26 protein-coding genes are annotated in these 26,157 nt (G+C 70.5%); 12 read left to right on the top strand and 14 right to left on the bottom strand.

The annotated features are described in order from the left end of the window. Positions 1–232 precede the first annotated feature (232 nt). The 7 genes from ACFYO2_RS10070 to ACFYO2_RS10100 all read right to left on the bottom strand — a co-directional run bounded on the left by ACFYO2_RS10070 (position 233) and on the right by ACFYO2_RS10100 (position 8,537). Positions 233–1,876 (bottom strand): dipeptide ABC transporter ATP-binding protein, encoded by a 1,644-nt coding sequence (locus ACFYO2_RS10070; RefSeq protein WP_388346747.1) that lies wholly within the window; start codon positions 1,874–1,876, stop codon positions 233–235. After that, complete coding sequence (locus ACFYO2_RS10075) at positions 1,873–2,871, bottom strand: ABC transporter permease (RefSeq protein ID WP_388346749.1); 999 nt, start codon at positions 2,869–2,871, stop codon at positions 1,873–1,875. The genes ACFYO2_RS10070 and ACFYO2_RS10075 overlap by 4 nt, the downstream gene beginning before the upstream one ends. Then, positions 2,868–3,890 carry an ABC transporter permease gene (locus tag ACFYO2_RS10080; protein ID WP_388346752.1) on the bottom strand — a complete coding sequence of 341 codons (1,023 nt, stop codon included), beginning with the start codon at positions 3,888–3,890 and terminating at the stop codon, positions 2,868–2,870. Before ACFYO2_RS10080 ends, ACFYO2_RS10075 begins: the two co-directional genes overlap by 4 nt. A gap of 4 nt (positions 3,891–3,894) precedes the next feature. Beyond that, on the bottom strand, positions 3,895–5,613 hold the full coding sequence (locus tag ACFYO2_RS10085) for an ABC transporter substrate-binding protein (protein WP_388346755.1): 1,719 nt from the start codon (positions 5,611–5,613) through the stop codon (positions 3,895–3,897). 179 nt (positions 5,614–5,792) lie between these two features. Beyond that, the gene (locus ACFYO2_RS10090) at positions 5,793–5,885 is read right to left on the bottom strand and encodes an Ms4533A family Cys-rich leader peptide (protein WP_388347554.1); all 93 of its coding nucleotides are present in this window, start codon (positions 5,883–5,885) and stop codon (positions 5,793–5,795) included. A gap of 80 nt (positions 5,886–5,965) precedes the next feature. Continuing rightward, entirely contained in the window at positions 5,966–7,519 is a 1,554-nt protein-coding gene (locus ACFYO2_RS10095; protein ID WP_388346758.1) for a DUF3152 domain-containing protein, read from the bottom strand. Positions 7,520–7,526: 7 nt separating this feature from the next. Beyond that, entirely contained in the window at positions 7,527–8,537 is a 1,011-nt protein-coding gene (locus ACFYO2_RS10100) for an alpha/beta fold hydrolase (protein ID WP_388346760.1), read from the bottom strand. 164 nt (positions 8,538–8,701) lie between these two features. On the opposite strand from ACFYO2_RS10100, the gene ACFYO2_RS10105 reads away from it, so the two are divergent. The 4 genes from ACFYO2_RS10105 to ACFYO2_RS10120 all read left to right on the top strand — a co-directional run bounded on the left by ACFYO2_RS10105 (position 8,702) and on the right by ACFYO2_RS10120 (position 10,537). After that, the gene (locus ACFYO2_RS10105) at positions 8,702–8,926 is read left to right on the top strand and encodes a hypothetical protein (protein WP_388346763.1); all 225 of its coding nucleotides are present in this window, start codon (positions 8,702–8,704) and stop codon (positions 8,924–8,926) included. 154 nt (positions 8,927–9,080) lie between these two features. After that, on the top strand, positions 9,081–9,722 hold the full coding sequence (locus ACFYO2_RS10110; protein ID WP_388346766.1) for a TetR/AcrR family transcriptional regulator: 642 nt from the start codon (positions 9,081–9,083) through the stop codon (positions 9,720–9,722). 145 nt (positions 9,723–9,867) lie between these two features. Further along, positions 9,868–10,095: a DUF3107 domain-containing protein gene (locus tag ACFYO2_RS10115; protein WP_019754243.1), complete on the top strand. Its 228-nt coding sequence runs from the start codon at positions 9,868–9,870 to the stop codon at positions 10,093–10,095. Between the two features lie 172 nt (positions 10,096–10,267). After that, positions 10,268–10,537, top strand: a complete 270-nt coding sequence (locus tag ACFYO2_RS10120) for a hypothetical protein (protein WP_388347556.1) — start codon at positions 10,268–10,270, stop codon at positions 10,535–10,537. A 107-nt stretch (positions 10,538–10,644) separates the two neighbouring features. Here the strand turns inward: ACFYO2_RS10120 and ACFYO2_RS10125 are convergent, their stop codons facing one another. After that, entirely contained in the window at positions 10,645–11,400 is a 756-nt protein-coding gene (locus tag ACFYO2_RS10125; RefSeq protein WP_388346768.1) for a ferritin-like fold-containing protein, read from the bottom strand. A 464-nt stretch (positions 11,401–11,864) separates the two neighbouring features. Here ACFYO2_RS10125 and ACFYO2_RS10130 point away from each other — a divergent pair, with 464 nt between their 5' ends. Both ACFYO2_RS10130 and ACFYO2_RS10135 read left to right on the top strand, forming a co-directional pair. Further along, positions 11,865–14,363, top strand: coding sequence for a DEAD/DEAH box helicase (locus tag ACFYO2_RS10130; RefSeq protein ID WP_388346771.1), 2,499 nt, complete (start codon positions 11,865–11,867; stop codon positions 14,361–14,363). Positions 14,364–14,485: 122 nt separating this feature from the next. Next, positions 14,486–15,370 (top strand): alpha/beta fold hydrolase, encoded by an 885-nt coding sequence (locus ACFYO2_RS10135; RefSeq protein WP_388346774.1) that lies wholly within the window; start codon positions 14,486–14,488, stop codon positions 15,368–15,370. Positions 15,371–15,373: 3 nt separating this feature from the next. Here ACFYO2_RS10135 and ACFYO2_RS10140 read toward each other — a convergent pair whose 3' ends face one another. Further along, complete coding sequence (locus ACFYO2_RS10140) at positions 15,374–16,267, bottom strand: NYN domain-containing protein (RefSeq protein WP_388346776.1); 894 nt, start codon at positions 16,265–16,267, stop codon at positions 15,374–15,376. A 231-nt stretch (positions 16,268–16,498) separates the two neighbouring features. On the opposite strand from ACFYO2_RS10140, the gene ACFYO2_RS10145 reads away from it, so the two are divergent. After that, entirely contained in the window at positions 16,499–16,651 is a 153-nt protein-coding gene (locus tag ACFYO2_RS10145; protein WP_217241068.1) for a hypothetical protein, read from the top strand. A 93-nt stretch (positions 16,652–16,744) separates the two neighbouring features. On the opposite strand, the gene ACFYO2_RS10150 is transcribed toward ACFYO2_RS10145, so the two are convergent. The 3 genes from ACFYO2_RS10150 to ACFYO2_RS10160 form a co-directional block, all read right to left on the bottom strand. Continuing rightward, positions 16,745–17,350 (bottom strand): MarC family protein, encoded by a 606-nt coding sequence (locus tag ACFYO2_RS10150; protein ID WP_388346780.1) that lies wholly within the window; start codon positions 17,348–17,350, stop codon positions 16,745–16,747. Positions 17,351–17,521: 171 nt separating this feature from the next. Continuing rightward, complete coding sequence (locus ACFYO2_RS10155) at positions 17,522–18,379, bottom strand: PHP domain-containing protein (protein WP_388346782.1); 858 nt, start codon at positions 18,377–18,379, stop codon at positions 17,522–17,524. A gap of 130 nt (positions 18,380–18,509) precedes the next feature. Then, the gene (locus ACFYO2_RS10160; protein ID WP_388346785.1) at positions 18,510–19,151 is read right to left on the bottom strand and encodes a DUF6758 family protein; all 642 of its coding nucleotides are present in this window, start codon (positions 19,149–19,151) and stop codon (positions 18,510–18,512) included. Positions 19,152–19,310: 159 nt separating this feature from the next. Here ACFYO2_RS10160 and ACFYO2_RS10165 point away from each other — a divergent pair, with 159 nt between their 5' ends. Further along, positions 19,311–20,546 (top strand): MFS transporter, encoded by a 1,236-nt coding sequence (locus ACFYO2_RS10165; protein WP_388346788.1) that lies wholly within the window; start codon positions 19,311–19,313, stop codon positions 20,544–20,546. Between the two features lie 41 nt (positions 20,547–20,587). On the opposite strand, the gene ACFYO2_RS10170 is transcribed toward ACFYO2_RS10165, so the two are convergent. Next, positions 20,588–21,172: a suppressor of fused domain protein gene (locus tag ACFYO2_RS10170; protein WP_388346791.1), complete on the bottom strand. Its 585-nt coding sequence runs from the start codon at positions 21,170–21,172 to the stop codon at positions 20,588–20,590. A 475-nt stretch (positions 21,173–21,647) separates the two neighbouring features. Between ACFYO2_RS10170 and ACFYO2_RS10175 the strand changes: the two genes are divergently transcribed. Beyond that, positions 21,648–22,769: a magnesium and cobalt transport protein CorA gene (locus tag ACFYO2_RS10175; RefSeq protein ID WP_388346794.1), complete on the top strand. Its 1,122-nt coding sequence runs from the start codon at positions 21,648–21,650 to the stop codon at positions 22,767–22,769. A gap of 23 nt (positions 22,770–22,792) precedes the next feature. Continuing rightward, positions 22,793–23,305 (top strand): hypothetical protein, encoded by a 513-nt coding sequence (locus ACFYO2_RS10180; protein ID WP_388346797.1) that lies wholly within the window; start codon positions 22,793–22,795, stop codon positions 23,303–23,305. Positions 23,306–23,308: 3 nt separating this feature from the next. Here ACFYO2_RS10180 and ACFYO2_RS10185 read toward each other — a convergent pair whose 3' ends face one another. Beyond that, on the bottom strand, positions 23,309–24,064 hold the full coding sequence (locus tag ACFYO2_RS10185) for a hypothetical protein (RefSeq protein WP_388346800.1): 756 nt from the start codon (positions 24,062–24,064) through the stop codon (positions 23,309–23,311). Between the two features lie 223 nt (positions 24,065–24,287). On the opposite strand from ACFYO2_RS10185, the gene ACFYO2_RS10190 reads away from it, so the two are divergent. Both ACFYO2_RS10190 and ACFYO2_RS10195 read left to right on the top strand, forming a co-directional pair. After that, entirely contained in the window at positions 24,288–25,574 is a 1,287-nt protein-coding gene (locus ACFYO2_RS10190; protein WP_388346803.1) for a magnesium transporter MgtE N-terminal domain-containing protein, read from the top strand. Then, the gene (locus ACFYO2_RS10195; RefSeq protein ID WP_388346805.1) at positions 25,564–26,148 is read left to right on the top strand and encodes a DUF1003 domain-containing protein; all 585 of its coding nucleotides are present in this window, start codon (positions 25,564–25,566) and stop codon (positions 26,146–26,148) included. The genes ACFYO2_RS10190 and ACFYO2_RS10195 overlap by 11 nt, the downstream gene beginning before the upstream one ends. Positions 26,149–26,157: the final 9 nt, after the last annotated feature.

Consider the following 26,157-nt stretch of genomic DNA (forward strand, 5'->3'; position numbering starts at 1 on the left):
AAAACAACCCCCCCCCGCCCGCCCCGCCCCCCCCCCCCGGGGCGCGGGGGGCCCCCCCCCCCCCGGGCCCCGCCCCCCCCCCCCCCCCGCGCGGCCCCCCCCCCCCCCCCCCCCCCCCCCCCCCCCCCCACCAAAAGGGGTGAACGGTCGTAACTTTCCCGTGCCGGTCGCGTTCCGTCGCGCTAAGAGATCATTTGCGCACGGATCGTCACTCGAGGGTGGGTGGGGATGCTCAGGTCACGGGCGCCTCGCGTCGGGTCGCCCGGCGCCGGGCCGCGATGCGTGGGTCGAGCGCCGGTACTGCGGCCAGGAGCTGCTTGGTGTAGGGGTCCTGCGGGTTGTCGTACACGTCGTCGGCGGGGCCCGACTCGACGATCCGGCCGCGGCGCATGACCGCGACGCGGTCGCTGACCTGGCGCACGACGGCGAGGTCGTGGGCGACGAAGACGAGCGCGAGCCCGAGTTCGCGCTGGAGCTCGCCGAGCAGGGCGACCACTTGCGCCTGGGTGGTGACGTCGAGCGCGGAGACCGGCTCGTCGCAGACGATGACGCGCGGGTCGGCCGCGAGCGCCCGCGCGATGCCCACGCGCTGGCGCTGTCCGCCGCTGAACTCGTGCGGGTAGCGATCGTAGTGCGCCGCATCGAGTCCCACGCGCTCCAGCAGTTCCCGTACACGCCGCCTGATGCGCCCCTCGTCCGTCCCCCACTCTCGGCTTCGTTCGAGCGGGGGGACCCCCATCCCACGCGCGCGGAGCGGGTCGGCGATCGACTCGCCCACGCTGCGGCGGGGATTGAGGGAGGAGACGGGGTCCTGGAAGACCATCTGCACGTCCGGGCGCACTCCCCCGCCGGGCTTGATCTCGCCGGCCGTCGGCTCCAGGAGACCGACAAGCATGCGCCCCAGGGTCGTCTTCCCGCTGCCGCTCTCGCCCACGACGCCGAGGGTCTCGCCCCGCCGGATCGTCAGCGAGACGTCGTCCACGGCCGCGAACGCCCGCTTTCCGCGCCCGAACTCGCGCCTGAGGCCAGTCGCTTCGAGGACGACCTCCCCGGCCGCCTCGGAGCGAGCGCGCGACGCGTCCACACGCGGGACCGCGCCCAGCAGTTCCCTGGTGTACGGCCGTGCGGGCGCCCGGAGGACGGCATCGACCGGCCCGTGTTCGACCGTCCGCCCGTGCCGCATGACCAGCACCTCGTCGACGCTCTCGGCGGCGACGCCCACGTCGTGCGTGACGAGCAGCAGGCCCATGCCGGTCTCCTCGCGCAGCGTGTGCAGCAGGTCGAGGATCTGGGCCTGGACGGTGACGTCGAGCGCGGTCGTCGGCTCGTCGGCGATCAGCAGGTCAGGCTCGCAGGCGAGCGCCATGGCGATGAGGGCGCGTTGCCGCATGCCCCCGCTGAACTCGTGGGGGCGAGCACGGGACCGGCGGTGTGCGTCGGGGATCCCCACGCGGTCCAGTACGTCCACGGCACGCGCGCGTGCCGCTCGCCGCGACGCGCGCGCGTGGACGCGGTACACCTCGGCGATCTGGTCCCCGATCGCGTAGTACGGGTCGAGGGACGACAGCGGGTCCTGGAAGACCATCGCGGCCTTCCCGCCGCGCAGCCGCCGCAGCTCGTCGTCCGACGCCTGCTGTACGTCGGTTCCGGCGACCTCGACCGAGCCGCCGACCCGCGCGCCCGTGCCGCGGTGCAGGCCCAGGAGGGCCGAGGCGACCGTGGACTTGCCGGAGCCGGACTCGCCGACCAGGGCGAGGGCGGCGCCCGGCGCAAGGCTGAAGGACAGGCCGTCCACGGCACGCAGTTCACCGAAGTCGACGGTGAGGCCGGTGACTTCGACGAGGCTCCCGGAAGACGCCTTCGTTGCGTCGCTCACGCCAGCACCACCCGTCGGTCGGCCACCGCGTACAGCACGTCCGCGACGACGTTGGCGATCACTACGAAGAACCCGATGACGAGGACCATGCCGACGACCACCGGGAGGTCGACCACATTGACGGCATGAACCAGTTCCTGACCGACGCCGGGCAGTCCGAAGAGCGTCTCGGTGAGCACCGCGCCGCCGACCGCGCTGCCGAAGTTGTTGGCGTTGAGCGCGATGACCGGCGCGAACGCCCCGCGCAGCGCGTGCCGCGCGATGACAGAGCGCTCGGTGACGCCGTACGCCCGGAAGGTCCGGATGTGGTCCTCGGCGAGCGTCTCCAGCATCGAGGCCCTGGTCAGCCGGGCGAACGCGGCGGCTTCTATGAGGGCGAGCGAGAGCCAGGGCAGCAGCAGGTTCCACGCCCACTGTTCGGGGTCGCCGGTGAGACTGACGTACTGCGGGAAGGGCAGCAGTTCGAGCTCGCCGCAGACGACGATCATCAGGACCAGGCCGATGACGAAGACGGGTGTGGCGACACCCGCGAGCGTGATGCCGGTCAGCACCCGCTCGGTGAGGCGGCCGCGCCGCCATGCCGAGAGGACACCGGTGCCGACGCCGAGGATCAGCCACAGCACCATCGCGCCGAACACGAGCGACAGGCTGACCGGCAGCTTCGCCAGGATCAGCTCGGTGACCTGCTGGTCGCTCTGGTACGAAAGCCCGAGGCAGGGCGCCGAACAGTGCTGGACCGAGGTGCCCGTCGAGTAGTCCTGGCCGGCGACGAGGCCCTGCAGGAAGTCCCAGTAGCGCACGTACAGCGGGTCGTGGAGGTGGAGTTGCTCGGCGACCTGCTGGACCTGGGCGGGTGAGCAGCGTGGGCCGCAGGTGATCTGCGCGACGTTGCCGGGCGTGACGTAGAAGACGACGTAGACGATCACCGAGATGGCGAGCAGGGTAATGACGGCGCCGACCGCGCGGCGCAGGACGAAGCCCCCGAAGCCGGTCATGAGACGCCTCCCTTCTTCGAGGCGGCGCCCGCCTTGGCCTCCTGCTTACGGCCCGTGCCGACGCGCAAACGTGAGGCCACGCGCGGGTCGAGGGCGGTGCGCACGCCGTCGCCGAGGACGGTCAGCGCCAGGACGGTCACGAAGAGCGCGCCGGCCGGCAGCAGCAGGTACTGCGGGGCCGCCTGGTACCAGACGTCGGCGGCGGTGAGCATCTGCCCCCAGGACGGTGTCGGCGGCTTGACGCCGACACCGAGGAAGGACAGGGCCGCCTCGACGCTGATGTTGGTCGGGACGAGCAGCGCGGCGTATGTGATGACAGGCGCGGCAAGGCCGGGCAGCAGTTCCCGGCGGGCGATCCGCCAGGTGCCCCAGCCGCTGAGCCGGGCGGCGGAGACGTAGTCGAGCCCTTTGAGGGTGAGCGTCTGCGCGCGCACGATCTTGGCTATGTTGCCCCACGCGATCAACCCGATGACCAGGGCGACCAGGACAGGTCGCGGGAAGCTCGACGGGACGATCGCGAGCAGCGCCAATGACATGATCATCAGTGGCATGGCGACGATGACGTCGGTGATCCGGCTCAACAGTTGATCAACCCATCGACTCCCGAGCGCGGCCGCGACCCCCACGACGACACCGATGAGGACCTGGACGACGGTGGCCGCCAGCGCGACTCCCAGTGACACGCGCGCGCCGTACACCAGCCGCGCGAACAGGTCACGTCCGGTCTGCGGTTCTATGCCGAGCCAGTGGTCCCCGCTGGCGCCCCCGAAGGAACCGACGGGCATGCCGCCGCGCGCGGAGTCCACCAAAGAGGGGTGGTAGGTGGTCGGGTCCTGGCCCTCGATCGCCGTGAGCAGCGGTGCGGCGAGCGCGACCAGGACGAGCAGCGCGACGACGACCGCCGCGGCGAAGGCGGCGCGCTGCGACCGCAGCCGCCGCCAGAACTGACGAGCCCCGGAGGCCCCCGGGACGGCGATGCCCGTCCCGGAGACCTCGGAGGCGACAAGTGCCTCGCTCATGGCGCTACTTGACCGCCACCTGCGAGATGTCCAGAACACCGGTCCAGTCGCTGATCACGATGTTCTTGACGTTCTTGCCGTACAGCCGCTTGTAGACCGGGTGGAACAGCGGCACGGTCAAGGCCTGCTGGCCTATCTTCTTGTCCAGTGCACCCCACCGCTCGGCGGCAGCGTCAAGATCCGTCAACTTATTGATCGCGTCAATCTCGGCATTGACCGACTTGTCATTGAGGAAGCCGGTGTTGAAGTTCGCACCGTCCTTGACGATCTGCCGGCCGTCGAAGATCGGGGCGAGGAACGGCCCGCCCGAAGGCCAGTCGGCGCCCCAGTGGGCGAGGAAGAAGCCAGGCTCGCTCTTCACATTGTGGATCTTGTCGGAGTAGTCGTTGTCCTCCAGACCCTGCAGCTTGACGGTGATGCCGGCCTTCTTCAGCGCGTCCTGGATCGCGGTCGCGATCTCGGGGCTGGTCTCGAAGTCCTTGCTGTTGGAGTGGGTCAGGGTGACCGTCAGCCCGTTCGCGTAACCGGCCTCCTTCAGCAGCTCCTTCGCCTTCGCCGCGTTGCCCGTCGTGCCCGCCGGGAACAGGTCGTACGGCGTGTAGCCGAAGGACTTCTGGTCCGGCAGGAAGGTGGTGGCGGGCTCGGCCAGCGCGGACCCGCCGGCCGCGTTGATCACGGACGACCGGTCGATGGCGTATGAGATCGCCTGCCGCACCTTGACGTTGTCGAACGGCTTCACGTTCGGGTTGAACGCGAGGTAGTTCGTGTAGCCGAAGTGACCGGTGCCGACGCGCGCCGCCAGCTCCTTGTCCCCCGTCACCCTGGCGAGTTCGGCCGGACCGAGGTTGGTGTCCGTGGTGACCGCGGCCGCGTCCGCACTCTGGGACGCGGACAGCCGCTGGTTGATCACGGACGAGTCGAGTCCGGACCGTACGTCGATCCTGTCCGGGTACGCCTTGCGCTCGGCGTCCGTCGAGGCGGACCAGTACGTGTTGCGCGCCAGGACGAGGTGCTCACCGTCGTTCTCGTTCGTGACGACCTTGTAGGGGCCCGAGGAGACCGGGTGCTCCTCGTACTTGGTGCCCGTGTCCTTTCTCTTCGGGACGGGCGTGAACTGCGTCTGCGTGGCCAGGTACGGGAACTCGCCCTCGGGCTTGTTCAGGTGGAAGACGATGGTCCGCTCGTCCGGCGTCTCGATCGCCGAGAGCCCCTTCTTGTCCTTGTAGGGGCCCTGGTACTCGGCCGCGCCGACCAGCCAGTCCCTCAGATAGGGGGCGCCGCCGGAGAGCTCGGGGGCGAAGGAGCGCTCGATGCCGTACTTGATGTCGGCCGAGGTGATCGGGGTGCCGTCCTCGTACTTCAGGCCCGTCTTCAGGGTGTACGTCCAGACGGTCGCGTCCTTGTTCGGGCGCCCGGTGTCGGTGGCGAGGTCCGGGACGACCTCGGCACCGGCCGCGCCGTCCTCGCGGTTGCGGGTGGTGAGCGTACGGAACACGAGGGACGGAACGTTGCCGCCACCGGAGGTGTACAGGCGGGCCGGGTCGAAGTCCTGCTGGGGGTCGGAGTTCAGGACCGTGAGCGTGCCGCCGTTGTGGGGCGTGGAGTCGCCGCTGGAGCCCTTGGCATCGTTGTCCTCGGGCCCGCAGGCGACGGCGCCCGCTGCCAGGACAAGGCCTACGGATGCCGCGGCCACGCGGCGCGCTGTGAGGGACGGTTGACGCATCGGAGACGACCTCTCGAAATTGAGACAGATTGCCGAAGAGTGAGACAGGCAGGCACAGACGTCTGCCCCGGGCGTCAGGTCGTCGGAAAAGGCGAGACCGGGTCACACACAGAAGTGACTGAGTCACGCCAAACACGCACAGAAAGAGAGTTCGCGACGCGCACGCCGAGGGGCGGGCGTCAGCGACAGAGAATGTCGGCCACGCAGAGCGGGGTCACACCGATGAGCGCCATCTCAATGGCGGCGCGTGCGGAGGTGTGACGGGGCGACATGCGCAGCAATATGTACGACTTTTCTGAGCATGTCAACGCGGCACGGTTGGGGCCGAGAGCCGCCCGTCAGCCGATGCCCGTCAACTCCCCGGGTAGGGCCAGGGGTTGGCTCGACAGCGAATTCCGTCATGGTCGAGGAACTTGGTCTGCTGCTGCATGACCGGGGCGAGTTCGCCGTTCTTGTCGCAGGTGACGTGGCTGTAGCCGAGCCGGTGGCCGACTTCATGGTTGATCAACATTTGTCGGTATGCATGGATCTCAGCACCGTATGTCTTCGATCCCTGCGCCCATCGATACGCGTTGATCATCACGCGCTCGGTCGAGGCCGAGTCGCACGACACGTTGTCCACAGTGGTGTCCAGACCGGACTTGGCGCACCAGGTGGCGGTGGTGCCGGGGCTGGCGAGAGTGACCACGAAGTCGGGCTTGCCGGAGTAGACGCGCTCGAAGGTGCGGGCACCGTTGTGGGCCCAGCTCCGGTCGTCGTTGAGCGTCTTCTGCACGGCCTCGGCGAAGAGTTCGCCGTCGAGCCCGAGCCCCTGCTCCACGTCCACGCGGTAGGTGTACTTCTGCCCCTTGCCGGGCGCCTTGTCGATCCCCTGGATCGCGTCGAACCTGCCCGGCCCCTTTAACGTGGCGCCGAGCTGGTACGTCTTGTCCATCCCCTGCTCGTACGTCAACGTCGCCACGCTCGGCGAACCGGAGGGCGTCGGCCGCCCGTCCCCGCGCGAGGAGGAGTCGCGGGCGTCGCGGGCCTGGTCGGTGGCGGACTGCGACCGTACGGCGTCGTCGTCCCGCCCGTCCGCGACCTGACCGGCCACGACGACAGCAAGCACGGTGGTGACGGCGGCGGCCGCGATCCCGGTGAACGTCCGCCCCTTGCCGCCCTTGACGGGCGCCGGCGCACCCGTGGGCGGCGCGTCGTCGTCATCGAGACCGTCACGCCCGTCGCTGCCGGTCTCGGCGGGCCAGGCGGCCACGGAGGCATACGGCTCGGAGGCGTACGGGTGAGAGGCGTACGGGCCCGAGGCATGCGCGACGGCCGGGGCGCGGTGCGCCGAGGCGACGGGGGTACGGGGCGCGAAGACGTCGTCCTCCCTCCCGAAGGCGTCGAGGTAGTCCTGCCGAGGCGCTCCAGGTCCCGCGGGGCGCGCCGACCCCACCGGCGGCGCCTGCCGCTGCCGGGGAACACCGGCGCCCGGGCCGCCCGGACCGCCTGGCCCCCCCGGGCCGCCCGCGCCCCCCGGCCCACTCGGCCTGCCGTGCCCGACCCCGCCGCGCCCGCTCAACTCCCCCCAGCCGCCGCCGGATTCACGCTGCTCGGGGTGCCCGCCACGAACCTGCGGGAACCCGTGCGCCGGCGTACCGTCGGGGAACCGCGGCACACCACGAGCAGGCGTACCGTCAGGAACCCTCGGCACACCACGAGCAGGCGTGCCGTCAGGAACCCTCGGCACACCACGAGCAGGCGTACCGTCAGGAACCCTCGGCGCACCAGGAGCAGGCGTGCCGTCAGGAACCCTCGGCGCACCAGGAGCAGGCGTGCCATTGGAGACCTTCGGTGCGCCCTGAGCTGCACCGTCCCCCGTTGGGGCACCCTTGGGAGCAGATCCACGTCGACTGTGGCGTCCCACTCGCCCCTCAGCTCCCCGAGTTCGTACTGCCAGACATTCCGGCCCCACCGTAGGGGGCTCCTTCTCTGCCGCTGTCGGCGATCAGCTCGCGAAACGCGCCCGCCACCGTCTCCGGGTATTCCATCATCGCCACGTGCCCTGCCTCCGGAAGCGTGAGGAGGCGCGCGTCGCGGAAGGTGCGGGCCGCCTTCTGTGCCATGCGGAAGCCTACGAGCTGATCGCGCCCACCGTAGACGAGAAGGGTCGGCGCGAGGACGCGTTCGGCCTGGCGCCACAGCGCGTGTTGGCCGCCCAGGGTGTACGCGTTGACCAGCCCGCGCGCGGAACGCGTCATCGCGTCCCAGAAGTACGGCAGTTGCAGCCGCCGCTCCATCTCCTCCACGGCGTTGGAGAACCCTTCCGGAGTCACCCGCCCGGGATCGCCGTAGCAAAGGGCCATGACCCCGCGGACCCGCTGCTCCGCTGTCCACTCCTTGGTGATCCGGGTGAAGAGCCCGGCCACGCCGGGCACCGCCAGCAGCCCCGTCGGCACGGCCGTGCGCTGGACGCGGATCTCCGGCAGCGCGGGCGAGACAAGGGTGACTGTGCGGACGAGATCGGGCCGCACCGCGGCCACGCGCGTGGCGACCGCACCGCCGAGCGAGTTCCCGAAAAGGTGTACCGGACCGCGCCCGGAGGCGTCGAGATGACGCATCACCGCGCGCGCGTGCCCAGTGATCGAGTAGTCGCCGTCGTCCGGCGGCGGGGAGTCGCCGAAGCCGGGCAGGTCGACGGCCTCGCCGTCGACGGCGTCCTCCAGCTGCAGCATCAGCGCCGACCAGTTCTGCGAGGAACCGCCGAGTCCATGGACGTAGAGCGCGGGCGGCAGCCCCTCGCGCGCGGGCGGCCTCGACCGCACCGTCAGCGTGATCCCGGGCAGCCCGACCGACCTGAGCCGCTCACCCTCCGCGACCCTGACGGGCGCCACTTTGGGGAGCACGTTGGCGGGCGGCACGAACGGCAGCTCGGTCGAAGACATGCGGCAATATTACGAGACGATCACGTAGTGCTTCACGTGTTCGCCGTCACAGCAGGTGTCCGGATCGCATGGCATCCGGATCGGGTGTCTCCTAGGCTCGAACGCAGGGCACCCGCATGTGGCCCCCTGTTCCGTTCAGGGATGTTCTAGGAAGGGAGCCCATCATGGCCATCGATCCCACCGACCCCGAGACGTTCGTGGACGAGGAGGCCGAGGAAGCGAAGGAGATCGACGTCGAAGCACCGGAGGGCGACGCCGCCGAGCAGCAGGCGGACGTCAGGCCGGATCGGGACGACCCGCTGACCGGGGTGGACCCGGACCGGGCCAGCGAGGCCGACCTCATCGAACAGGCCCGCATCGTCTCCATCGACGAGGACGACTATCGGTGACAGCGACCGTTCCATCCAGGTTTGACACATTGTGCGCGATATTCGTCGGCGTCCGGTCCGTGAAATTCTGCGCTCTCACAGCGCACACCACGGTTACCGAAAAGTACGATGGCGGCGCGGCGCACACCGCATGAGGACGAATTTGGGAGGCGGCGTGACAGCCATCGAGCAGACAGAGGCGGCCCGCCCGCGAGGCACGCGCCTGCCGCGCCGTGCCCGACGGAACCAGCTGCTGGGCGCCGCGCAGGAGGTCTTCGTGGCGCAGGGCTACCACGCGGCCGCGATGGACGACATCGCCGAGCGCGCCGGCGTCAGCAAGCCGGTGCTCTACCAGCACTTTCCCGGCAAGCTCGACCTCTACCTCGCGCTGCTGGACCAGCACTGCGAGTCGCTGATCCAGTCCGTGCGCACCGCGCTCGCGTCGACGACCGACAACAAGCAGCGCGTACGGGCGACCATGGACGCCTACTTCGCGTACGTGGAGGACGACGGCGGTGCCTTCCGTCTGGTCTTCGAGTCGGACCTGACGAACGAGCCCGCGGTGCGTGAGCGCGTCGACAAGGTGGCGAACGAGTGCGCCGAGGCGATCTGCGATGTCATCGCGGAGGACACCGGCCTCTCGCGCGCGGAGTCGATGTTGCTGGCGTCCGGCCTGGGCGGGCTCGCCCAGGTGGTGGCCCGTTCCTGGCTGCACAGCGACCGCAGCGTCCCGCGCGACCAGGCGGTCCAGCTGCTGACCTCGCTGGCGTGGCGGGGCATCGCCGGTTTCCCGCTGCACGGCACGGACCACCACTGACCGCGCCCGTCACGAGGGTTTGTTCCCGCCCGCTGTTCGCTCCTGGCGTTCTTGCGCGGAGCGTGTACGTCCCCTCACCGGGCTAATGTGTGCGGAGTACGGCGCGTAAGTCGCGCACTTCACTGACCGTCGGAGGGACATAGCCGTGGAGGTCAAGATCGGCGTGCAGCACGCGCCTCGCGAGATCGTTCTGGAGAGCGGTCAGAGTGCCGAGGAGGTCGAGCGGGCGGTGTCCGAGGCGCTGGCCGGCAAGTCGCAGCTGCTGAGCCTCGTGGACGAGCACGGCCGCAAGGTCCTCGTCCCTGCCGACCGCCTCGCCTACGTCGAGCTCGGTGAGCCGGCCCCGCGCAAGGTGGGCTTCGGCGCGCTGTAGTCATACACGACGAGAGGGGCCCGGCGACCGTGGGTCGCCGGGCCCCTCTCGATTTTTCTCCGCCACACACGGAGCACGAGCCGCGCACGGATGAGGATTGAATTCCGCAGGTCACGGGTATGACGGGCTACGACCGTGACGCGCAGTGTGGCCGTGTGGGAGGGACCCCATGATGTTGCTGGAAACGCTCGGCTCCGCTCTTCTCGGTCTCGTGCTGGCAGGGTTGGCGATCCACCGACTGTCCCACCGTCTGCCCGTCCGTTCCCTGGTCCTCGCGACCGGCGTGGCCGGCGCCCTCTTCGGCGCCTTCGTCACGCACAGCGCCCTGGACACGGGCGGCGTCCTGGTGATCCTCGTCGGCGCGACGATCGTCTCCGCGGCCTCGCTCTCGCTCCTGCTGCGCCCCGCGGGAAGACTCCGCCGCCGATCGGCAACCGCCTGATCCACCGCCGGTCGCGGCGCCCCAGCGAGCCAGGACAGCGAGCCGGATCAGTGCGCCGGGTCCGTAGGCCACGTGGCTAAGCCGGGCCAGTGAGCCAGGACGTCGAGCTAGGCCGCCAGTCCCAGCGCCGCCATCCGCTTGGTGTGCGCCTCGGTGATCCGGGAGAACATCCGACCGACCTCGGCGAGGTCGAAGCCGTCCGCGACACCGCCCACGAGCATCGTCGACAGTGCGTCCCGGTCGGCGACCACGCGCTGGGACTGCGACAGGGCCTCGCCCATCAGCCGCCGCGCCCACAGCGCGAGCCGGCCGCCCACGCGCGGTTCCGCGTCGATGGCCGCGCGCACCTTCTCGACGGCGAAGCCGGCGTGCCCGGTGTCGTCCAGGACGGCCAGCACGAGCTCGCGGGTGTCCGAGTCGAGCCGGGCGGCGACCTCGCGGTAGAAGTCACTGGCGATCGAGTCGCCGACGTACGCCTTGACGAGCCCCTCCAGCCAGTCCGAGGGCGCGGTCTGCTTGTGGAAGCCGTCCAGCGCGGCGACGAACGGCTCCATGGCCGCGGTCGGCTCCTCGCCGATCTCCGTCAGCCGGTCGCGCAGCTTCTCGTAGTGGTGGAACTCGGCCGACGCCATCTTCGCCAGTTCCGCCTTGTCCGCCAGCGTCGGCGCCAGCTTCGCGTCCTCCGCCAGCCGCTCGAACGCCGCCAACTCGCCGTAGGCGAGCGCGCCGAGCAGGTCGACGACCGCCGCGCGGTACTGCGGTTCGGCGGAGGCCCGCGTCCAGTCCTGGGCGGCGACTCCGGTGGTTTCGGCAGGTGCGGCGGAGGCGTTTTCAGGCTTGTCAGAGGTCGTCATGAAGCGCACAATAGCTCGCTCGCCGCGCGACGGAAGTCCCTGCTCAATCAGTGTGACGACGACTACGTGACCAAATCGGCCATCGCGTGTGCGCGTTTCCGGGGTACAGTGGTAATGCGCCCGCCGACTATTCGACGGGCTGCATGAATGAGGATGCCCGGTCGGTGGCCCGATCGGCTCCGACCCGACAGCCCTCCTCGCCCGTACGACGCAGTGCGTACGAAGTTCGGAGGGGGACCCTCAGCGGTTCGAGCGCTAGAGCGTCGGCAGTGGTCCCGTGTCATACGGCTCGCCCGTAAGGCAGTAGTCGACGTCCCCAGCACGGTCCTAGACGACCCCCGCGCTCGCCCTCGCGCCGCGCACACAGAAGAGGCAGCACCCTGACTACGACTTTCCGAGAGCTCGGAATCCTTCCCGAGACGGCCGAAGCACTTGAGGCCGTCGGCATCGTCACCCCCTTCCCCATCCAGGAGATGACACTCCCCGTCGCCCTCACCGGCACGGACGTCATCGGCCAGGCCAAGACCGGTACCGGCAAGACGCTGGGCTTCGGCCTCCCGCTCCTGGAGCGCGTCACCGTCCCCGCCGACGTCGAGGCCGGCCGCGCCCAGCCCGAGGACCTCACCGACGCCCCGCAGGCGCTCGTCGTCGTCCCCACGCGCGAGCTGTGCACACAGGTCACCAACGACCTGCTGACCGCGGGCAAGGTCCGTAACGTACGCGTTCTCGCCATCTACGGCGGCCGGGCGTACGAGCCGCAGGTCGAGGCCCTCAAGAAGGGCGTCGACGTGATCGTCGGCACCCCGGGCCGTCTGCTGGACCTCGCGGGCCAGAAGAAGCTGAACCTCAAGCACATCAAGGCGCTCGTCCTCGACGAGGCCGACGAGATGCTCGACCTGGGCTTCCTGCCCGACGTCGAGAAGATCATCAACATGCTGCCGGCCCGCCGCCAGACGATGCTGTTCTCGGCGACCATGCCGGGCGCGGTCATCGGCCTCGCGCGCCGCTACATGTCGCAGCCCACGCACATCAGCGCCACGGCGCCGGACGACGCGGGCAAGACGGTCGCGAACACCAAGCAGTACATCTACCGCGCGCACAACATGGACAAGCCCGAGCTGGTCGCGCGCATACTGCAGGCCGAGGGCCGCGGACTGGTCATGGTCTTCTGCCGTACGAAGCGGACGGCGGCCGATCTGGCCGACCAGCTCCAGCAGCGCGGCTTCGCCTCCGGCGCGGTCCACGGCGACCTCGGCCAGGGCGCCCGCGAGCAGGCACTGCGCGCGTTCCGCAACGGCAAGGTGGACGTCCTCGTCTGCACCGACGTCGCCGCCCGCGGCATCGACGTCGAGGGTGTCACCCACGTCATCAACTACCAGTCCCCCGAGGACGAGAAGACGTACCTGCACCGCATCGGCCGTACCGGCCGCGCGGGCGCCAAGGGCATCGCGATCACCCTCGTCGACTGGGACGACATCCCGCGCTGGCAGCTCATCAACAAGGCGCTGGACCTCGGGTTCAACGACCCGCCGGAGACGTACTCCACCTCCCCGCACCTCTTCGAGGAGCTGAGCATCCCCGCGGGCACCAAGGGTGTCCTGCCGCGCTCGGAGCGCACGCGCGCCGGGCTCGGGGCGGAGGAGCTGGAGGACCTGGGCGAGACGGGCGGCCGTGGTGCGCGCGGTCGTGGTGACCGGGGCGGCCGTGGTGACCGCGGCGGTCGCGGTGACCGGGACGCCCGAGGCGCTCGGGACGGCCGAGGCGCTCGGGAGGAGTCCCGTCCGGCCGAGGACGAGCGTTCGGCCCGTACGCCGCGTCGCCGCCGCCGTACGCGCAACGGGGCCCCGCTGGAGGCGACGGCTCCCACCGGGACGGCTCCCGTCGAGGGCGTCGTCGCCCCGCAGGAGACCACCGCCGCGGAGGACGCCACCGCGACCCGCACCCCGCGCCGCCGTCGCCGCACCCGCGGTGCGGCATCGGAGACGGTGCCGGCCACGGCAGCGGTGACGATCGAGCCGACGGTGTCCGAGGTGGCGCCGGTGACGGAGGCCGCGGAGGCCGCCGTCACGACGGCCGAGGGCTCGGCTGCCCTCGACACCGCCGAGACCCCGGCGAAGCCGCGCCGCCGCCGTACCCGCAAGTCCGCGGAGACCGCGGTCGACACGGCCGAGTCCACGGCGCCGGAGACGGTGTCGCAGACCCCGGCGGTGCCGGAGGCCGAGGCGCCCGCCGCCACACCGCGCCGTCGTACGCGCAAGGCTGCCGCCACCGCCGAGACCGCGGTCGACACGGCCGAGGCCGCCCTCGACACCGCCGAAGCCGCCGAAGCCGCCGAAGCCAAGCCTCGCCGTCGCACGCGGAAGGCGGCTGCCGAGGCTCCGGCCGAGGCCGCCCTCGACACCGCCGAAGCCGCCGAAGCCAAGCCTCGCCGTCGCACGCGGAAGGCGGCTGCCGAGGCTCCGGCCGAGGCCGCCCTCGACACCGCCGAAGCCGTGGAGGCGAAGCCGCGTCGCCGCACGCGTAAGGCCGTCGCCGCCGAGCCCGTCGCCGAGATCCCGGCGCAGACGACCCCGGAGGCTGAGCAGGCCGAGGTGGTCAAGCCGCGCCGCACGCGCAAGGCCGCGCAGCCTGCGGTAGCCACCGCCGAGGCCGCGGTCGACACGGCCGAGGCCGCCGAGGCCAAGCCGCGCCGCACGCGCAAGACGGCGGCTGCCGCTGTTGAAGCCGTCGTCGACACCGCGGAGGGTACGGCGACCAAGCCGCGCCGTGCGCGGAAGACCGCCGCTGCCAAGGCAGTTGAGGGTGCCGCGGTCGAGGCGACTGCGGAGGTCAAGCCCCGTCGTACGCGCAAGGCCGCGCAGCCTGCGGTGGCCACCGCCGACATCCCGGCCCAGGCCGCCGATGAGCCGGTGGCCGCACCTCGGCGCCGGGCCCGTAAGGCCACGGCAGCCACGGAGCCCACGGAGAGCTGATCTCCCGCCCGACGGCCCGGTTCACCACGTGTGAACCGGGCCGTCGGCGTTTCCGGACCCCGCCAGGGGGCTCAGCCCTGGCCCCCCGGCCCACGCCCATGCCCACCCGATACCCTCCCTCCGTGACCAGCCAAGCCCCCTTCACCCCACCCCCCAACGCCCACGCCTACCCCCTCCACACCTCCCGCGGAGACTTCGCCGTCGTCGATTCGCCCGCCGCTCCCGGTGTCGAGCCGAAGGGCACCGTGTTGCTGCTGCCCGGGTTCACGGGGAGCAAGGAGGACTTCACGCTGTTGCACCAGCCGCTCGCGGGGCGTGGGTACCGTGTGGTGGCCGTGGACGGGCGGGGCCAGTTCGAGTCGGACGGGCCGGAGGAGGACGAATCCGCCTACACGCAGGCGGAGTTGGCGCGGGACGTGCTCGCCCAGGCCGAAAGCGTCGGCACCCCCCTGCATCTGCTCGGGCACTCCCTCGGTGGTCAGATCGCCCGTGCCGCCGTACTGCTCGACCACTCCCCCTTCCTCTCGCTGACCCTGGTCGCCTCCGGGCCCGCCCAGATCTCCGACTCCCAGCAGCAGCGGGTGAAGCTGTTGCGGGACGCGCTCGACGTGATGGGGATGGCGGAGGTATGGGATGCCATCCTGGCGATGGGACCTCCGGAGGAGGTCGGCGGTCCCGCCCGCGGCATCGGCGGCATGGAGTTGCTGCGCCGACGCTGGCTGGGCAACAAGCCCGCCCAACTCCGTGCCACAGGCCGCCAGTTGTGCACGGAGCCCAACCGGGTCGCCGAACTCGCCGCCGTTCCGCTCCCGTTCCACGTCCTGTCGGGCGCCCGGGACGACACCTGGCCGGTGACGCTGCTGGACGACATGGCCGTACGACTGGGGGCGCGGCGGACGGTCGTCCCGGGCGCCGAGCATTCCCCCAACGCCGACCAGCCTCTCCCGACCGCCCACGCCCTCGCGGACTTCTGGGACGGCGTCCGGCTCGGCGAGGACCGGAAGTAGGGATCAGTACTGCGTCCGCAAGTGCTCCCAGAAGCCGTCCCGCAGGGCCCGTCTCAGGTCGGCCTGGCCGCGGAGCGAGTACTGCAACATGCCCTCCGCCTCGACCAGGAGGTCCTGGTCCACCGAGCCGGGGAGATACGGGTGGCCGGGCAGCAGGTCCCCGAGCGATTCCCGCCCCCTCGCCGCCAGCCACTTCGCCGCGATCTGCGCGCCCACGAAGCGGACGTCCTCGCGCGCGGGGCGGGGGGCCGTCGGCTCGTAGGCCAGGCCCGTGCGGCGGGACACGTACGGCTTGAAGAAGTCGAGGTCGAAGGTGCGCTGGCTGTCGACCTCCCAGAGCAGGGGCTCGGCCTGGTTGCGGCCCTCCGGTGCCTCGATGCCCCAGAGGTGGACGCGGGCGCCGTACCCCTGGGCCGCCTCGACCGCCGAGACCAGGTCCTCGTCGCCGCCGAGAAGGGCCGCGTCGCTGATGGCGCGGTGGCGGGCGAGGGACTCCAGGTCGGAGCGGATGAGGGAGTCGACGCCCTTCTGCTGGTTGTTCGCGTTCAGGTTGCCCAGCCGGACCTTCACGTCCGGGAGTTCGGCGACGGACTGCTGCTCGGCGGTGTGGATGCGGCGTCTCGCGCCGTCGTACCAGTAGACCCGTAGCAGCCTGCTGTCCGCGAAGATCGTGCGCGCCCTGTCGATGAGCGCCTCGATCAGCCCCTCGGCGTCCAGGTCGAAGGCCCGTCGGTCCTCCGTCCCGGAGACCAGGCGTCCCGCGGCGGCGTACAGGTATCCCGCGTCGACGAAGATCGCATGGGTGGATGGCGTCTTCGCCACCTCGGCGAGCATGCGCTGGAGCAGCTCGTTGGTGCGGTCGATGCGGGCGCTGAGGGCCGCGAGGTCGTCGTTCATCGTCTCCATTGTCCCGGCGGTCACGCTGCGAACACAACCGGTCCCGGTCAGTCCCGTTCACGCCCCGTCCGGAACCACTTACCGGTCAGTAGTTAGCCGTTCGAAAAATTTCTTTAGCGTAGGGAATGTTTGTAACACGCATCCCGTTGACTACACACAGAAGGCGCAAGACCACCAGACGCAACACAAGTAGTTCTCCTCAGGAGGATGACCAGACGAAGGGAGAAGCCAATGCGCTTCGAAATCATGCGACTCGACGATGTCGACGGCACGGCCGTGGACAGCACCGTCGTGGACGCCGCCTCCGTCAATCGAATCGTGCAGCAGGCCGCCGCCATAGGACAGCGCCTCTGGATTCGCCCTGCCGAGACCTCGGCCTCATAAGGCCGCACTCGTCAGGCGCGATCAGCTCGCGACAGACTTCAGAGCCCCCGTACGGCATCGACGCCGTGCGGGGGCTCTGCGTATGCCCGGGACTCAGCTCGCCCGGATCACCTGCGTGACCCCGTTGATGATCTGCTGCACGGCGATGGCGGAGAGCATCATGCCCGCGAGCCGCGTCACCAGGACCACGCCGCCGTCCTTGATGACCCGGATGATCAGCAGCGAGTACCGCATCACCACCCACAGCACGACATGGATGGCGAGGATCGCCGCCCACACCGACACCTGCGTGGCAACGCTGTCGGCCTTCTGCACGGCGAGGATGACGGACACGATCGCGCCGGGCCCGGCCAGCAGCGGCATGCCCAGCGGTACGAGGGCGACGTTGACGTCCTTGGTCTGCTTCGGCTCGTCCGTCTTGCCGGTGAGCAGGTCCAGCGCGATCAGCAGGAGCAGCAGCCCGCCCGCGATCATCAGCGCGGGCACGGACACATGCAGGTAGTCGAGGATCTGGTGCCCGAGCAGCCCGAAGACGGCGATGACACCGCCGGCCACGCAGACGGCCTGGAACGCCATCCGCTTCTGCACCTTGCCGGGGCGCCCGGAGGTCAGCGCGAGGAAGATCGGGGTGATCCCAGGGGGATCCATGATGACGAAGAGGGTCAGGAACAGGGAGCCGAAGACGGCGAGGTCGAACATGAGGGCCTTGCTGAGCGACGAACGGACGTGGATGTGAGGAACGCGAACCGACATTGAACGTGAACCGACGAGGAGCGCGAACCGGCATGGAACGTGACCGACCAGGAACGCGAACCGACCTGGAACGTGAACCGGCGCGAGGGAGGTGAACCGGCGTGAGAGGCGTGGACCTCAGGCCCCGCCGGCCCCCGGCACCGGGAACGCCCCCGTCGCCCGTCGCGTGATCTCCCCGTACACCTCGGGATCCGTCACGTACTCGCCGAGCACGCACGTCTTCCGGCTGCCGTGGTAGTCGCTGGACCCGGTGGTCAGCAGCCCGAGCTCCTTGGCGAGGCCGCGCAGCCGCGCCCGGGTGTCCGGGTCGTGGTCCATGTGGTCGACCTCGATGCCGTCGAGACCGGCCGCGGCCATCTCGGCGATCGCGGACTCGGGGACCGTACGCCCCCGCTTGCTCGCGCCCGGGTGGGCGAACACGGTGACGCCGCCCGCGCCCTTGACCAGCCGGATCGCCTCAAAGGGGTCGGTCTCGTGCTTCTCCACGAAGGCCCGGCCGCCGTCGGCCAGCCAGTCGGCCGTGAACGCGTCGTCCACGGTCGCCACGACGCCCAGCTCGACGAGCGCGGTCGCCACATGCGGGCGTCCGACCGAACCGTCGCCCGCGATCCGCGCGACCTGCTCCCAGGTGACCGGGACGCCCTGCTCCTGAAGCCTGGCGACCATGGCCCGTGCCCGCGGCACCCGGTCGTCGCGCACCAGCTCGCGCTCGGCGAGCAGCGCCGGCTCCTCGGGGTCGAAGAGGTAGGCCAGCATGTGCATGGAGACGCCGTCGATACGGCAGGACAGCTCCGCGCCGGTGACCAGCGTGAGCCCCTCCGGCAGCGCGGCGATCGCCTCGGGGTACCCGCGGGTGGTGTCGTGATCGGTCAGCGCGACGACGTCGAGACCGGCCGCGGCGGCACTGCGCACCAGCTCGGCCGGGGTGTCCGTACCGTCGGAAGCGGTGGAGTGGGTGTGCAGGTCGATGCGCACGACGCGGACTCCAAGCGGTGACGGGACGGAGGAGGACGCTCAAGGATAACCAGACTTTCGAGGTCCCCTGTCACACCCACAGCCTCACAGCGCCCCCTACACAAACACCCAGGCGGACCCCAGCTGCCCCCTAGGGTTCCAGCAGGCGGGGCGACAGCGCCCCGCAGGGAACCAGCTCCAGCTCGGCTCCCGCGTCCCGCAGATCCGTCAGCACCAGCTCGTCGTACATCAGCAGCCCCGACTGCTCGGGCCACACGACCGCCCACACCCACAGCCCGAGCGCCTCGCCCGCGAAGACGGCGCGATCGTCCGGCGCACCGGCCACATGCCACAGCGGGGTCGGGCGGCCGGCGGCGAGGACCTTGGCCTGGGGCGGCTTCTCGACGCTCATGTACGGTCCCGGGTCCGGGCCGTCCATGCCCGCGTACCGCGCGCCGAGGCCGACGCCGAGTTCCTCGGCCACCAGGATCAGCTCGCCCATGCCGCCGAGCGGTCCGGGCCCCGAGCACGCCACGGCCGTCGCACGGCCGCCGCTGCGGTCGTCGCCCGCGCAGGCCACGCCCGTGAACAGCCAGCCGACCGGCAGCGGCCAAGGCATCCACACCGGCACCTGGGTGCGGTGCACCACGACACCGAGGGCCTCGACGCTGGGCGGGATCACGGGCTGCACCGGGTGCACGGTCCCGTGGACGTCGCACTGCCAGGTATCGGCGAAGAGTCCGGGAGCCCTGACCCGGCCACCGCACTTCGGGCAACTGGGTTCGCCCCTCATAGGGCCCCACGGTCCTACCCCTGCTCCGCCACGTCAAGGACTGATCACCCGTCCGGGCGGAAGCGCTCACCGGCGAAATCTAGATGCGGCTTGCATTAATTAGGCGACCTAAATTATCGTGTGTATATACCAACTACCTTCGCGGGATGGGAGCACACGATGGGAGACACCAAGGACCCCTTCGACGCGGGAGCCGGTGGCATCCTGCGGCAACCCAAGGCGGTGTGGGCGACCGCAGGCGCGTCCGTCGTCGCCTTCATGGGCATCGGACTCGTCGACCCGATCCTGCCGTCCATCGCCTCCGGCCTGGACGCCACCGCCAGTCAGGTCTCGCTGCTCTTCACGTCGTACTTCCTGATCACCGCGATCGCGATGCTGGTCACCGGCTTCGTCTCCAGCCGCATCGGCGGCCGCAGGACGCTGCTGCTCGGCCTCGCGCTGGTCGTGGTCTTCGCGGGGCTCTCGGGCACGTCCGACTCGGTCGGCGAACTCGTCGGCTTCCGGGCCGGCTGGGGCCTCGGCAACGCGCTGTTCGTCTCGACGGCCCTCGCCGTCATCGTCGGCGCGGCGGCCGGGGGAAGCGCGGCAGCGATCCTGCTGTACGAGTCCGCCCTCGGCCTCGGCATGGCGTGCGGGCCCCTGGTGGGCGCGCTGCTCGGGGACGCCAGCTGGCGCTACCCCTTCTTCGGCACAGCGTTCCTGATGGCGATCGGCTTCCTGTGCATCACGGCATTCCTGAAGGAGCAGCCGAAGCCGGTCAGGAAGACCTCACTGCTCGACCCGATCAAGGCGCTCGGCCACGGCGGGCTCGCCTCCGCCGCCGTCTCGGCGTTCTTCTACAACTACACGTTCTTCACCGTGCTGGCCTTCACGCCGTTCGTGCTGGACATGACCCCCTACAAGTCGGGTGCCGTGTTCTTCGCCTGGGGTGTGCTGCTCGCCGTCTTCTCGGTGATCGTGGCGCCGCGCATGCAGGAGCGTTTCGGCTCGCTGAAGGTGCTCGGCGGCTCGCTGGTGCTGCTCGCGGTCGACGTGCTCGTCCTCGGGTACGGCAACCACACCGCCGCCATCGTCTGCACGATCCTGTCCGGCGCCTTCATCGGCGTGAACAACACCGTGTACACAGAGCTGGCGCTCGGGGTGTCGGACGCGCCGCGTCCCGTGGCCAGCGCGGGCTACAACTTCGTGCGCTGGTTCGCGGCCGCCGCGGCGCCCTACTTCGCGCCGAAGATCGAGGAGTGGAGCGACATCCACATCCCGTTCATGGTCGCGGCGGTCACCGCTGTGCTGGGCGCACTCGTGGTCGTCGTGCGACGGGAGTCGCTTGCGCACGACGCCAAGGAGCTCGAACCGAGGCACGCGGCCGAGGACAGCGTCACCGTCTTCGCCAACTGACGCTTTTCGGCCACGGGTTGGTGAGATTGCTCACCCGCGTGTCAGTCCAGCGGGACGGACTTCCGGGACGGATCCCTGAGGTCCGTCCCGTTCGTCAGCCAGCGCTCCTGGAGGGCCTGCGCGCCGTGCACCCGCTTCCAGGCGGCCTCGTTCGGGGTCATCGGGAGCAGCGGCAGGAACCGTACGGGGTCGAGGGGCTCGTCGAGTTCCAGGTCCTCGACCAGGCCGCCCGGCTCGGCGACCAGGACAGAGGTGAACGGAGCGCCTGGCCACAGGGGCTCGCCGACGTCGAGGGAGGCGCCGGGTGCCACCACCACACCCTCGACCTGCGGGGACGCGCCGAGCACGGCGAGCGGGCGGAGCACCTTGTCGGTGTCGGCGAGTCCGCCGCGCACCGAGAGGACCAGCTCGGCGCGCGGGCCCTCGACCGGGTCGGCGAGCACCGCGGTGGGATCGCTCATCGGCTGGGCGGACATGCCGAGCGTGGCGTAACGGACGATGTCACCCTCCTGAAACCGCAGCACCTCGATGCGGTCCGTGCCGAGGAAGGTGACCGCCGCGCGCGCGTCCGGCTCGCCCAGCGCGGAACGCAACCGGGCCTCGACCAGAGGAAGAACATCAGCCATGTCGCGAGCATAGAACTCGTCAGTACCGGGCAAAGCAGCGCCTTGACACTTCGGTCGGCTGTTACTCTTGCCCGGTGGTTCGGGGCAGCACGCAGAAGCGTCGCGATCAAGCCCCGACGCCGAAGGAACTCCCTTACGAGGGACCGGCCGGAGGAGGTGGGGCTGCAATGGACCGAAGTCGACCGTGCAGTAGCACCCGCTCTTCCCGCCGCTGATGTAGCTGTTCTGGCTCTGGCTGACTGCCACCTCTCGCACTCGCTTCACCGCGGAAGAGCGCTTCGTTTCGTTTTGCCTGATCTGTCCGAACTGCCCGATCCGAGGCAGTAGCTGAATCAGTAGCGAAGCTCGCCACCGCGACGGTGCGGTGCTCCCCGCTTTGTGGACGTGCCAAACATCCGCAGTCAGGACGTCCCCATTCCGGGCAGTTCCAACCGCCGTCGGCGGCCTTTCGTTGCCAGTCACGAAGGAGCCTGCCATGTCGATGATCCGTGACCTGCGTGCCGTGGTCCGCCCGTCCCGTGTCTCCCTGCGCAAGGACAGCAGCAGCGTCTACGACACCACCCGCGACCCTTCGACGCCGTCCGCCGTCGTCGACTGCGCCGTCTACCGCGACGGCGCCCGCGTCGAGACGCCGAAGCCGCTCACCCCGAACGAGGCGATGCGTGTGGTACGCCGCGACGGGGGCTTCGTGTGGATCGGGCTGCACGAGCCGACCGAAGCCGAATTCTCCGGTATCGCCAGCGAGTTCGGGCTGCACCCGCTGGCCGTGGAGGACGCGGTGCAGGCCCACCAGCGCCCCAAGCTGGAGCGCTACGACGACTCCCTGTTCACCGTGTTCAAGACCATCCACTACGTCGAGCACGACCGGCTCACCGCGAACAGCGAGGTCGTCGAGACCGGCGAGGTCATGTGCTTCACCGGCCGGGACTTCTTCATCACCGTCCGGCACGGCGGCCAGGGCTCGCTCAGGGCACTGCGCCACCGCCTCCAGGACGACCCCGAGCTGCTCGCCAAGGGCCCCTCGGCGGTGCTGCACGCGATCGCCGACCATGTCGTCGACGGCTACATCGCGGTCGCGGACGCGGTGCAGGACGACATCGACGAGGTGGAGACCGAGGTCTTCTCGCCGGGCCGCCGGGGCGGCGTCTCGCGCGGTGTGGACTCGGCGGGCATCTACCAACTCAAGCGTGAGGTCCTGGAGTTCAAGCGGGCCGTGTCGCCGCTGCTGCGCCCCATGCAGCTGCTGAGCGAGCGCCCGATGCGGCTGATCGACCCGGACATCCAGAAGTACTTCCGGGACGTCGCCGACCACCTCGCCCGCGTCCAGGAACAGGTCCTCGGCTTCGACGAGCTCCTCAACTCGATCCTCCAGGCCAACCTCGCGCAGGCGTCCGTCGCGCAGAACGAGGACATGCGGAAGATCACCTCGTGGGCCGCGATCATCGCCGTACCGACGATGGTGTGCGGCGTGTACGGCATGAACTTCGACCACATGCCGGAACTGCACTGGAGGTACGGCTACCCGGTGATCATGTCGGTCACGGTGGCCCTCTGTGTGGGCATCCACCGCACCCTCAAGCGCAACGGCTGGCTCTGAGGGCCCCTGGATAGGCTGAGCCCATGACTAGCGAGCTGCTCGACCAGGCCCTCGTCGAGGAGGCCACGAAGAAGTCCGGTCTCATCTGGGTCGAGGGCCCCGGCGGCCCGGCCCGCGCGCTGTGGCACGTGTGGCACGAGGGCGCGGCCTGTCTGGTCGGCGACGGGCCCGGCGAACAGCCGCTGCCGGGGCTGGCCGACGGGAGCACCGCCGAGGTCACCGTCCGCAGCAAGGACAAGGGCGGCCGGCTGGTCGCCTGGGCGGCGAAGGTCGTGGAGCTTTCCTCCGGGTCCCCCCAGTGGGAGGCGGCGGTCGCGGAGCTCAAGGGCAAACGGCTCAACGCCCCGGACGGCGAGGCCATGACGGAGCGGTGGGCCCGCGAATGCCGGGTACTCCGCCTGGAGCCGACCGGGCAGACGGCAGCGCTGCCCGACGGCGATCTGGCGAAGGCACCGCTGCCGACGTCGGCGACGACGCGTGAGCCGGTGCCGGCCGGCCTGCCGCGCCTGCTCATGAAGAAGCGAAAGCGGCGCTGACAGCTACGAGGTCGGCAGCTTCTTGCCGTAGTCCACCGTCTCGTCCTGCTCCGGCTCGGTCAGGGCGAAGGTCTTGCCCCAGGCCGTGAAGGTCAGGGTGCCCGCGCCGCCCGCCCGCACCAGGCGCAGCGGGTACGGCTTGCCCTCCAGGGAGACGTCGAGTGTGCCGCCGGAGCCGTCGTCGCCGGTGATGCGGATGGTGCGGACGCCCGCCTGCTGGTGGTGGCCGTCCGTCTCCAGCGTGCCGTGCAGCGTCAGCAGACCGTCGAGGAGGACGTCCATGTCCGTGAAGCCGCTGAACTTTTTGTACGAGGGGTCGCCCTGGGGCACCTTCACGTACTTGCCGTCGAGCTTGTCGGCCGCCGCCGCGTCCGCGTCGGAGCCGTCGCCCTTGCCGTCCGCGTCGGTCCAGAAGCCGGCGTCCGCCTTCAGGAAGAGCTGCTCGCCGATCCGCAGCAGCTGGAAGGTCGCGTCCTGTGAGGTGACCGAACCTGAGCCGCCGTCGGACTTCAGGCGCATGTCGAGCTTGTACGTCCGCCCGCCGGCGACCACGTTCCCGGCAAGCTGCACCGCGGTGGCGGACTGGGCGGCGGTACGGGTCCGGGACTGGATCTGGTCGGCCGGCAGCTTGCCGACCCCGTTGGTCCCCGCGTCCGGATCCTCGCTGCATCCCGCGAGGCCCGTCCCCGTCACGACGAGGGCGCACATGGCGCCCACCAGTGCGGCCCTGCGGGTACGGCGCCGGGGAATCGCAGTCACAGGTGGGGCTGCCTTTCTGACGAAGGTCCTTCAGCGGCGTACGGCAGCGTACCGGGGTCGGGCGGCCCGGGCGGAGCCAGTCCGTCCGGACCCCTCACCAGGGCGTATCCGATCGGGACGGGCTAGCCTGAAGCCCACCCGAGCGGGCAATTCGGAAAAGAGACCCACCCAGCGACCCAGGACGCAACTCCGCACGAACCCCGCACGAAAAGGAAGCACAACCATGGCAGCGGGCGCCCCCCGGATCTTCGTCTCGCACCTCGCCGACGTCGCCGTCTTCGACCCGGCCGGCGACCAGGTCGGCCGCCTGCGCGACCTGGTCGTCATGCTGCGCGTCGGGCGCCGGCCGCCACGCCTGCTCGGCCTGGTCGTCGAACTCGCCACGCGCCGCCGCATCTTCCTGCCCATCACCCGGGTCACCGGCATCGACTCCGGCCAGGTCATCACCACCGGTGTGCTCAACGTCCGCCGCTTCGAGCAACGACCCACCGAGCGGCTCGTCTTCGGTGAGCTCCTCGACCGGCGCGTCACGCTCGTCGAGACCCGCGAGGAGGTCACGGTCCTGGACGTGTCGGTGCAGCAGCTGCCGGCCCGCCGCGACTGGGAGATCGACCGCGTCTTCGTCCGCAAGGGCGGCAAGGGCGGCGCCTTCCGGCGCAAGGGCGAGACGCTGACCGTCGAGTGGTCCGCCGTCACCGGCTTCTCCCTGGAGGAGCACGGACAGGGCGCCGAGAGCCTGCTGGCCACCTTCGAGCAGCTGCGCCCCGCCGACCTCGCCAACGTCCTGCACCACCTTTCCCCCAAGCGGCGCGCCGAGGTCGCCGCCGCCCTCGACGACGACCGCCTGGCCGACGTACTCGAAGAGCTGCCGGAGGACGACCAGATCGAGATCCTCGGCAAGCTGAAGGAGGACCGGGCCGCCGACGTCCTGGAGGCCATGGACCCGGACGACGCGGCCGACCTGCTCTCCGAGCTGCCCAAGGCCGACCAGGAGCGGCTGCTGAGCCTGATGAAGCCCGCCGACGCGGCCGACATGCGGCGCCTGTTGGCCTACGAGGAGCACACGGCCGGCGGCCTGATGACGACCGAGCCGATCGTGCTGCGGCCCGACGCGACCGTCGCCGACGCCCTCGCCCGGGTCCGCAACCCCGACCTCTCCCCCGCGCTCGCCGCCCAGGTCTACGTCTGCCGGCCGCCCGACGAGACCCCGACCGGCAAGTACCTCGGCACGGTCCACTTCCAGCGGCTGCTGCGCGACCCGCCGTACACGCTGGTCAGCTCGATCATCGACGACGACCTGCAGTCCCTGGCGCCGGACGCGGCACTGCCCCTGGTCGCCGGGTTCTTCGCGACGTACGACATGGTCGCGGCGCCCGTCGTCGACGAGGCCGGGTCGCTGCTGGGCGCGGTGACCGTGGACGACGTACTGGACCACATGCTGCCCGACGACTGGCGGGAGACCGAGTTCCACCTCGACGAGAGCGAGGAGGTGGCACCCGATGGCTCCTGAGCGCGAGAGCACCCGCGAGCGCACCCTGGCGGGCGCGACCGCCACCACCCGCTCCCGTCCCCGGCTCGACCAGCCGCGCCCGCCCCGGCGCCGGCTCCTGCCCGAGTGGGACCCGGAGGCCTTCGGGCGGCTGTCGGAGCGCATCGCGCGCTTCCTGGGCACCGGACGGTTCATCGTCTGGATGACGATCGTCATCATCGTGTGGGTGCTGTGGAACATCTTCGCGCCCCGTGACCTGCGCTTCGACAACTACCCCTTCATCTTCCTGACGCTGATGCTGTCCCTCCAGGCCTCCTACGCGGCCCCGCTGATCCTGCTGGCGCAGAACCGGCAGGACGACCGCGACCGGGTCAACCTCGAACAGGACCGCAAGGCGAGCGAGCGGTCGATCGCGGACACCGAGTACCTGACCCGCGAGATCGCCTCGCTCAGGATCGGCCTCGGAGAGGTGGCGACCCGTGACTGGATCCGTTCCGAGCTGCAGGACCTGGTGAAGGAACTGGACGAGCGGCACGACGGCCATGTCGTATTCCCGGCAGAACGGTCGCGGGTACGTGACGCAGACGACCGTTGACGGGCTTTC

The organism is Streptomyces sp. NPDC006602, from assembly GCF_042870385.1.
In the GTDB taxonomy this organism is placed as follows: Bacteria; Actinomycetota; Actinomycetes; order Streptomycetales; family Streptomycetaceae; genus Streptomyces.

Excerpts from the sequence above, each read along its gene's own strand:
- ACFYO2_RS10075 (WP_388346749.1), bottom strand. The coding sequence starts at position 2,871 with ATGACCGGCTTCGGGGGCTTCGTCCTGCGCCGCGCGGTCGGCGCCGTC.
- ACFYO2_RS10080 (WP_388346752.1), bottom strand. The coding sequence starts at position 3,890 with ATGAGCGAGGCACTTGTCGCCTCCGAGGTCTCCGGGACGGGCATCGCC.
- ACFYO2_RS10085 (WP_388346755.1), bottom strand. The coding sequence starts at position 5,613 with ATGCGTCAACCGTCCCTCACAGCGCGCCGCGTGGCCGCGGCATCCGTA.
- ACFYO2_RS10090 (WP_388347554.1), bottom strand. The coding sequence starts at position 5,885 with ATGTCGCCCCGTCACACCTCCGCACGCGCCGCCATTGAGATGGCGCTC.
- ACFYO2_RS10100 (WP_388346760.1), bottom strand. The coding sequence starts at position 8,537 with ATGTCTTCGACCGAGCTGCCGTTCGTGCCGCCCGCCAACGTGCTCCCC.
- ACFYO2_RS10105 (WP_388346763.1), top strand. The coding sequence starts at position 8,702 with ATGGCCATCGATCCCACCGACCCCGAGACGTTCGTGGACGAGGAGGCC.
- ACFYO2_RS10120 (WP_388347556.1), top strand. The coding sequence starts at position 10,268 with ATGTTGCTGGAAACGCTCGGCTCCGCTCTTCTCGGTCTCGTGCTGGCA.
- ACFYO2_RS10130 (WP_388346771.1), top strand. The coding sequence starts at position 11,865 with ATGACACTCCCCGTCGCCCTCACCGGCACGGACGTCATCGGCCAGGCC.
- ACFYO2_RS10140 (WP_388346776.1), bottom strand. The coding sequence starts at position 16,267 with ATGAACGACGACCTCGCGGCCCTCAGCGCCCGCATCGACCGCACCAAC.
- ACFYO2_RS10145 (WP_217241068.1), top strand. The coding sequence starts at position 16,499 with ATGCGCTTCGAAATCATGCGACTCGACGATGTCGACGGCACGGCCGTG.
- ACFYO2_RS10150 (WP_388346780.1), bottom strand. The coding sequence starts at position 17,350 with ATGTTCGACCTCGCCGTCTTCGGCTCCCTGTTCCTGACCCTCTTCGTC.
- ACFYO2_RS10160 (WP_388346785.1), bottom strand. The coding sequence starts at position 19,151 with ATGAGGGGCGAACCCAGTTGCCCGAAGTGCGGTGGCCGGGTCAGGGCT.
- ACFYO2_RS10165 (WP_388346788.1), top strand. The coding sequence starts at position 19,311 with ATGGGAGACACCAAGGACCCCTTCGACGCGGGAGCCGGTGGCATCCTG.
- ACFYO2_RS10170 (WP_388346791.1), bottom strand. The coding sequence starts at position 21,172 with ATGGCTGATGTTCTTCCTCTGGTCGAGGCCCGGTTGCGTTCCGCGCTG.
- ACFYO2_RS10175 (WP_388346794.1), top strand. The coding sequence starts at position 21,648 with ATGTCGATGATCCGTGACCTGCGTGCCGTGGTCCGCCCGTCCCGTGTC.
- ACFYO2_RS10180 (WP_388346797.1), top strand. The coding sequence starts at position 22,793 with ATGACTAGCGAGCTGCTCGACCAGGCCCTCGTCGAGGAGGCCACGAAG.
- ACFYO2_RS10190 (WP_388346803.1), top strand. The coding sequence starts at position 24,288 with ATGGCAGCGGGCGCCCCCCGGATCTTCGTCTCGCACCTCGCCGACGTC.
- ACFYO2_RS10195 (WP_388346805.1), top strand. The coding sequence starts at position 25,564 with ATGGCTCCTGAGCGCGAGAGCACCCGCGAGCGCACCCTGGCGGGCGCG.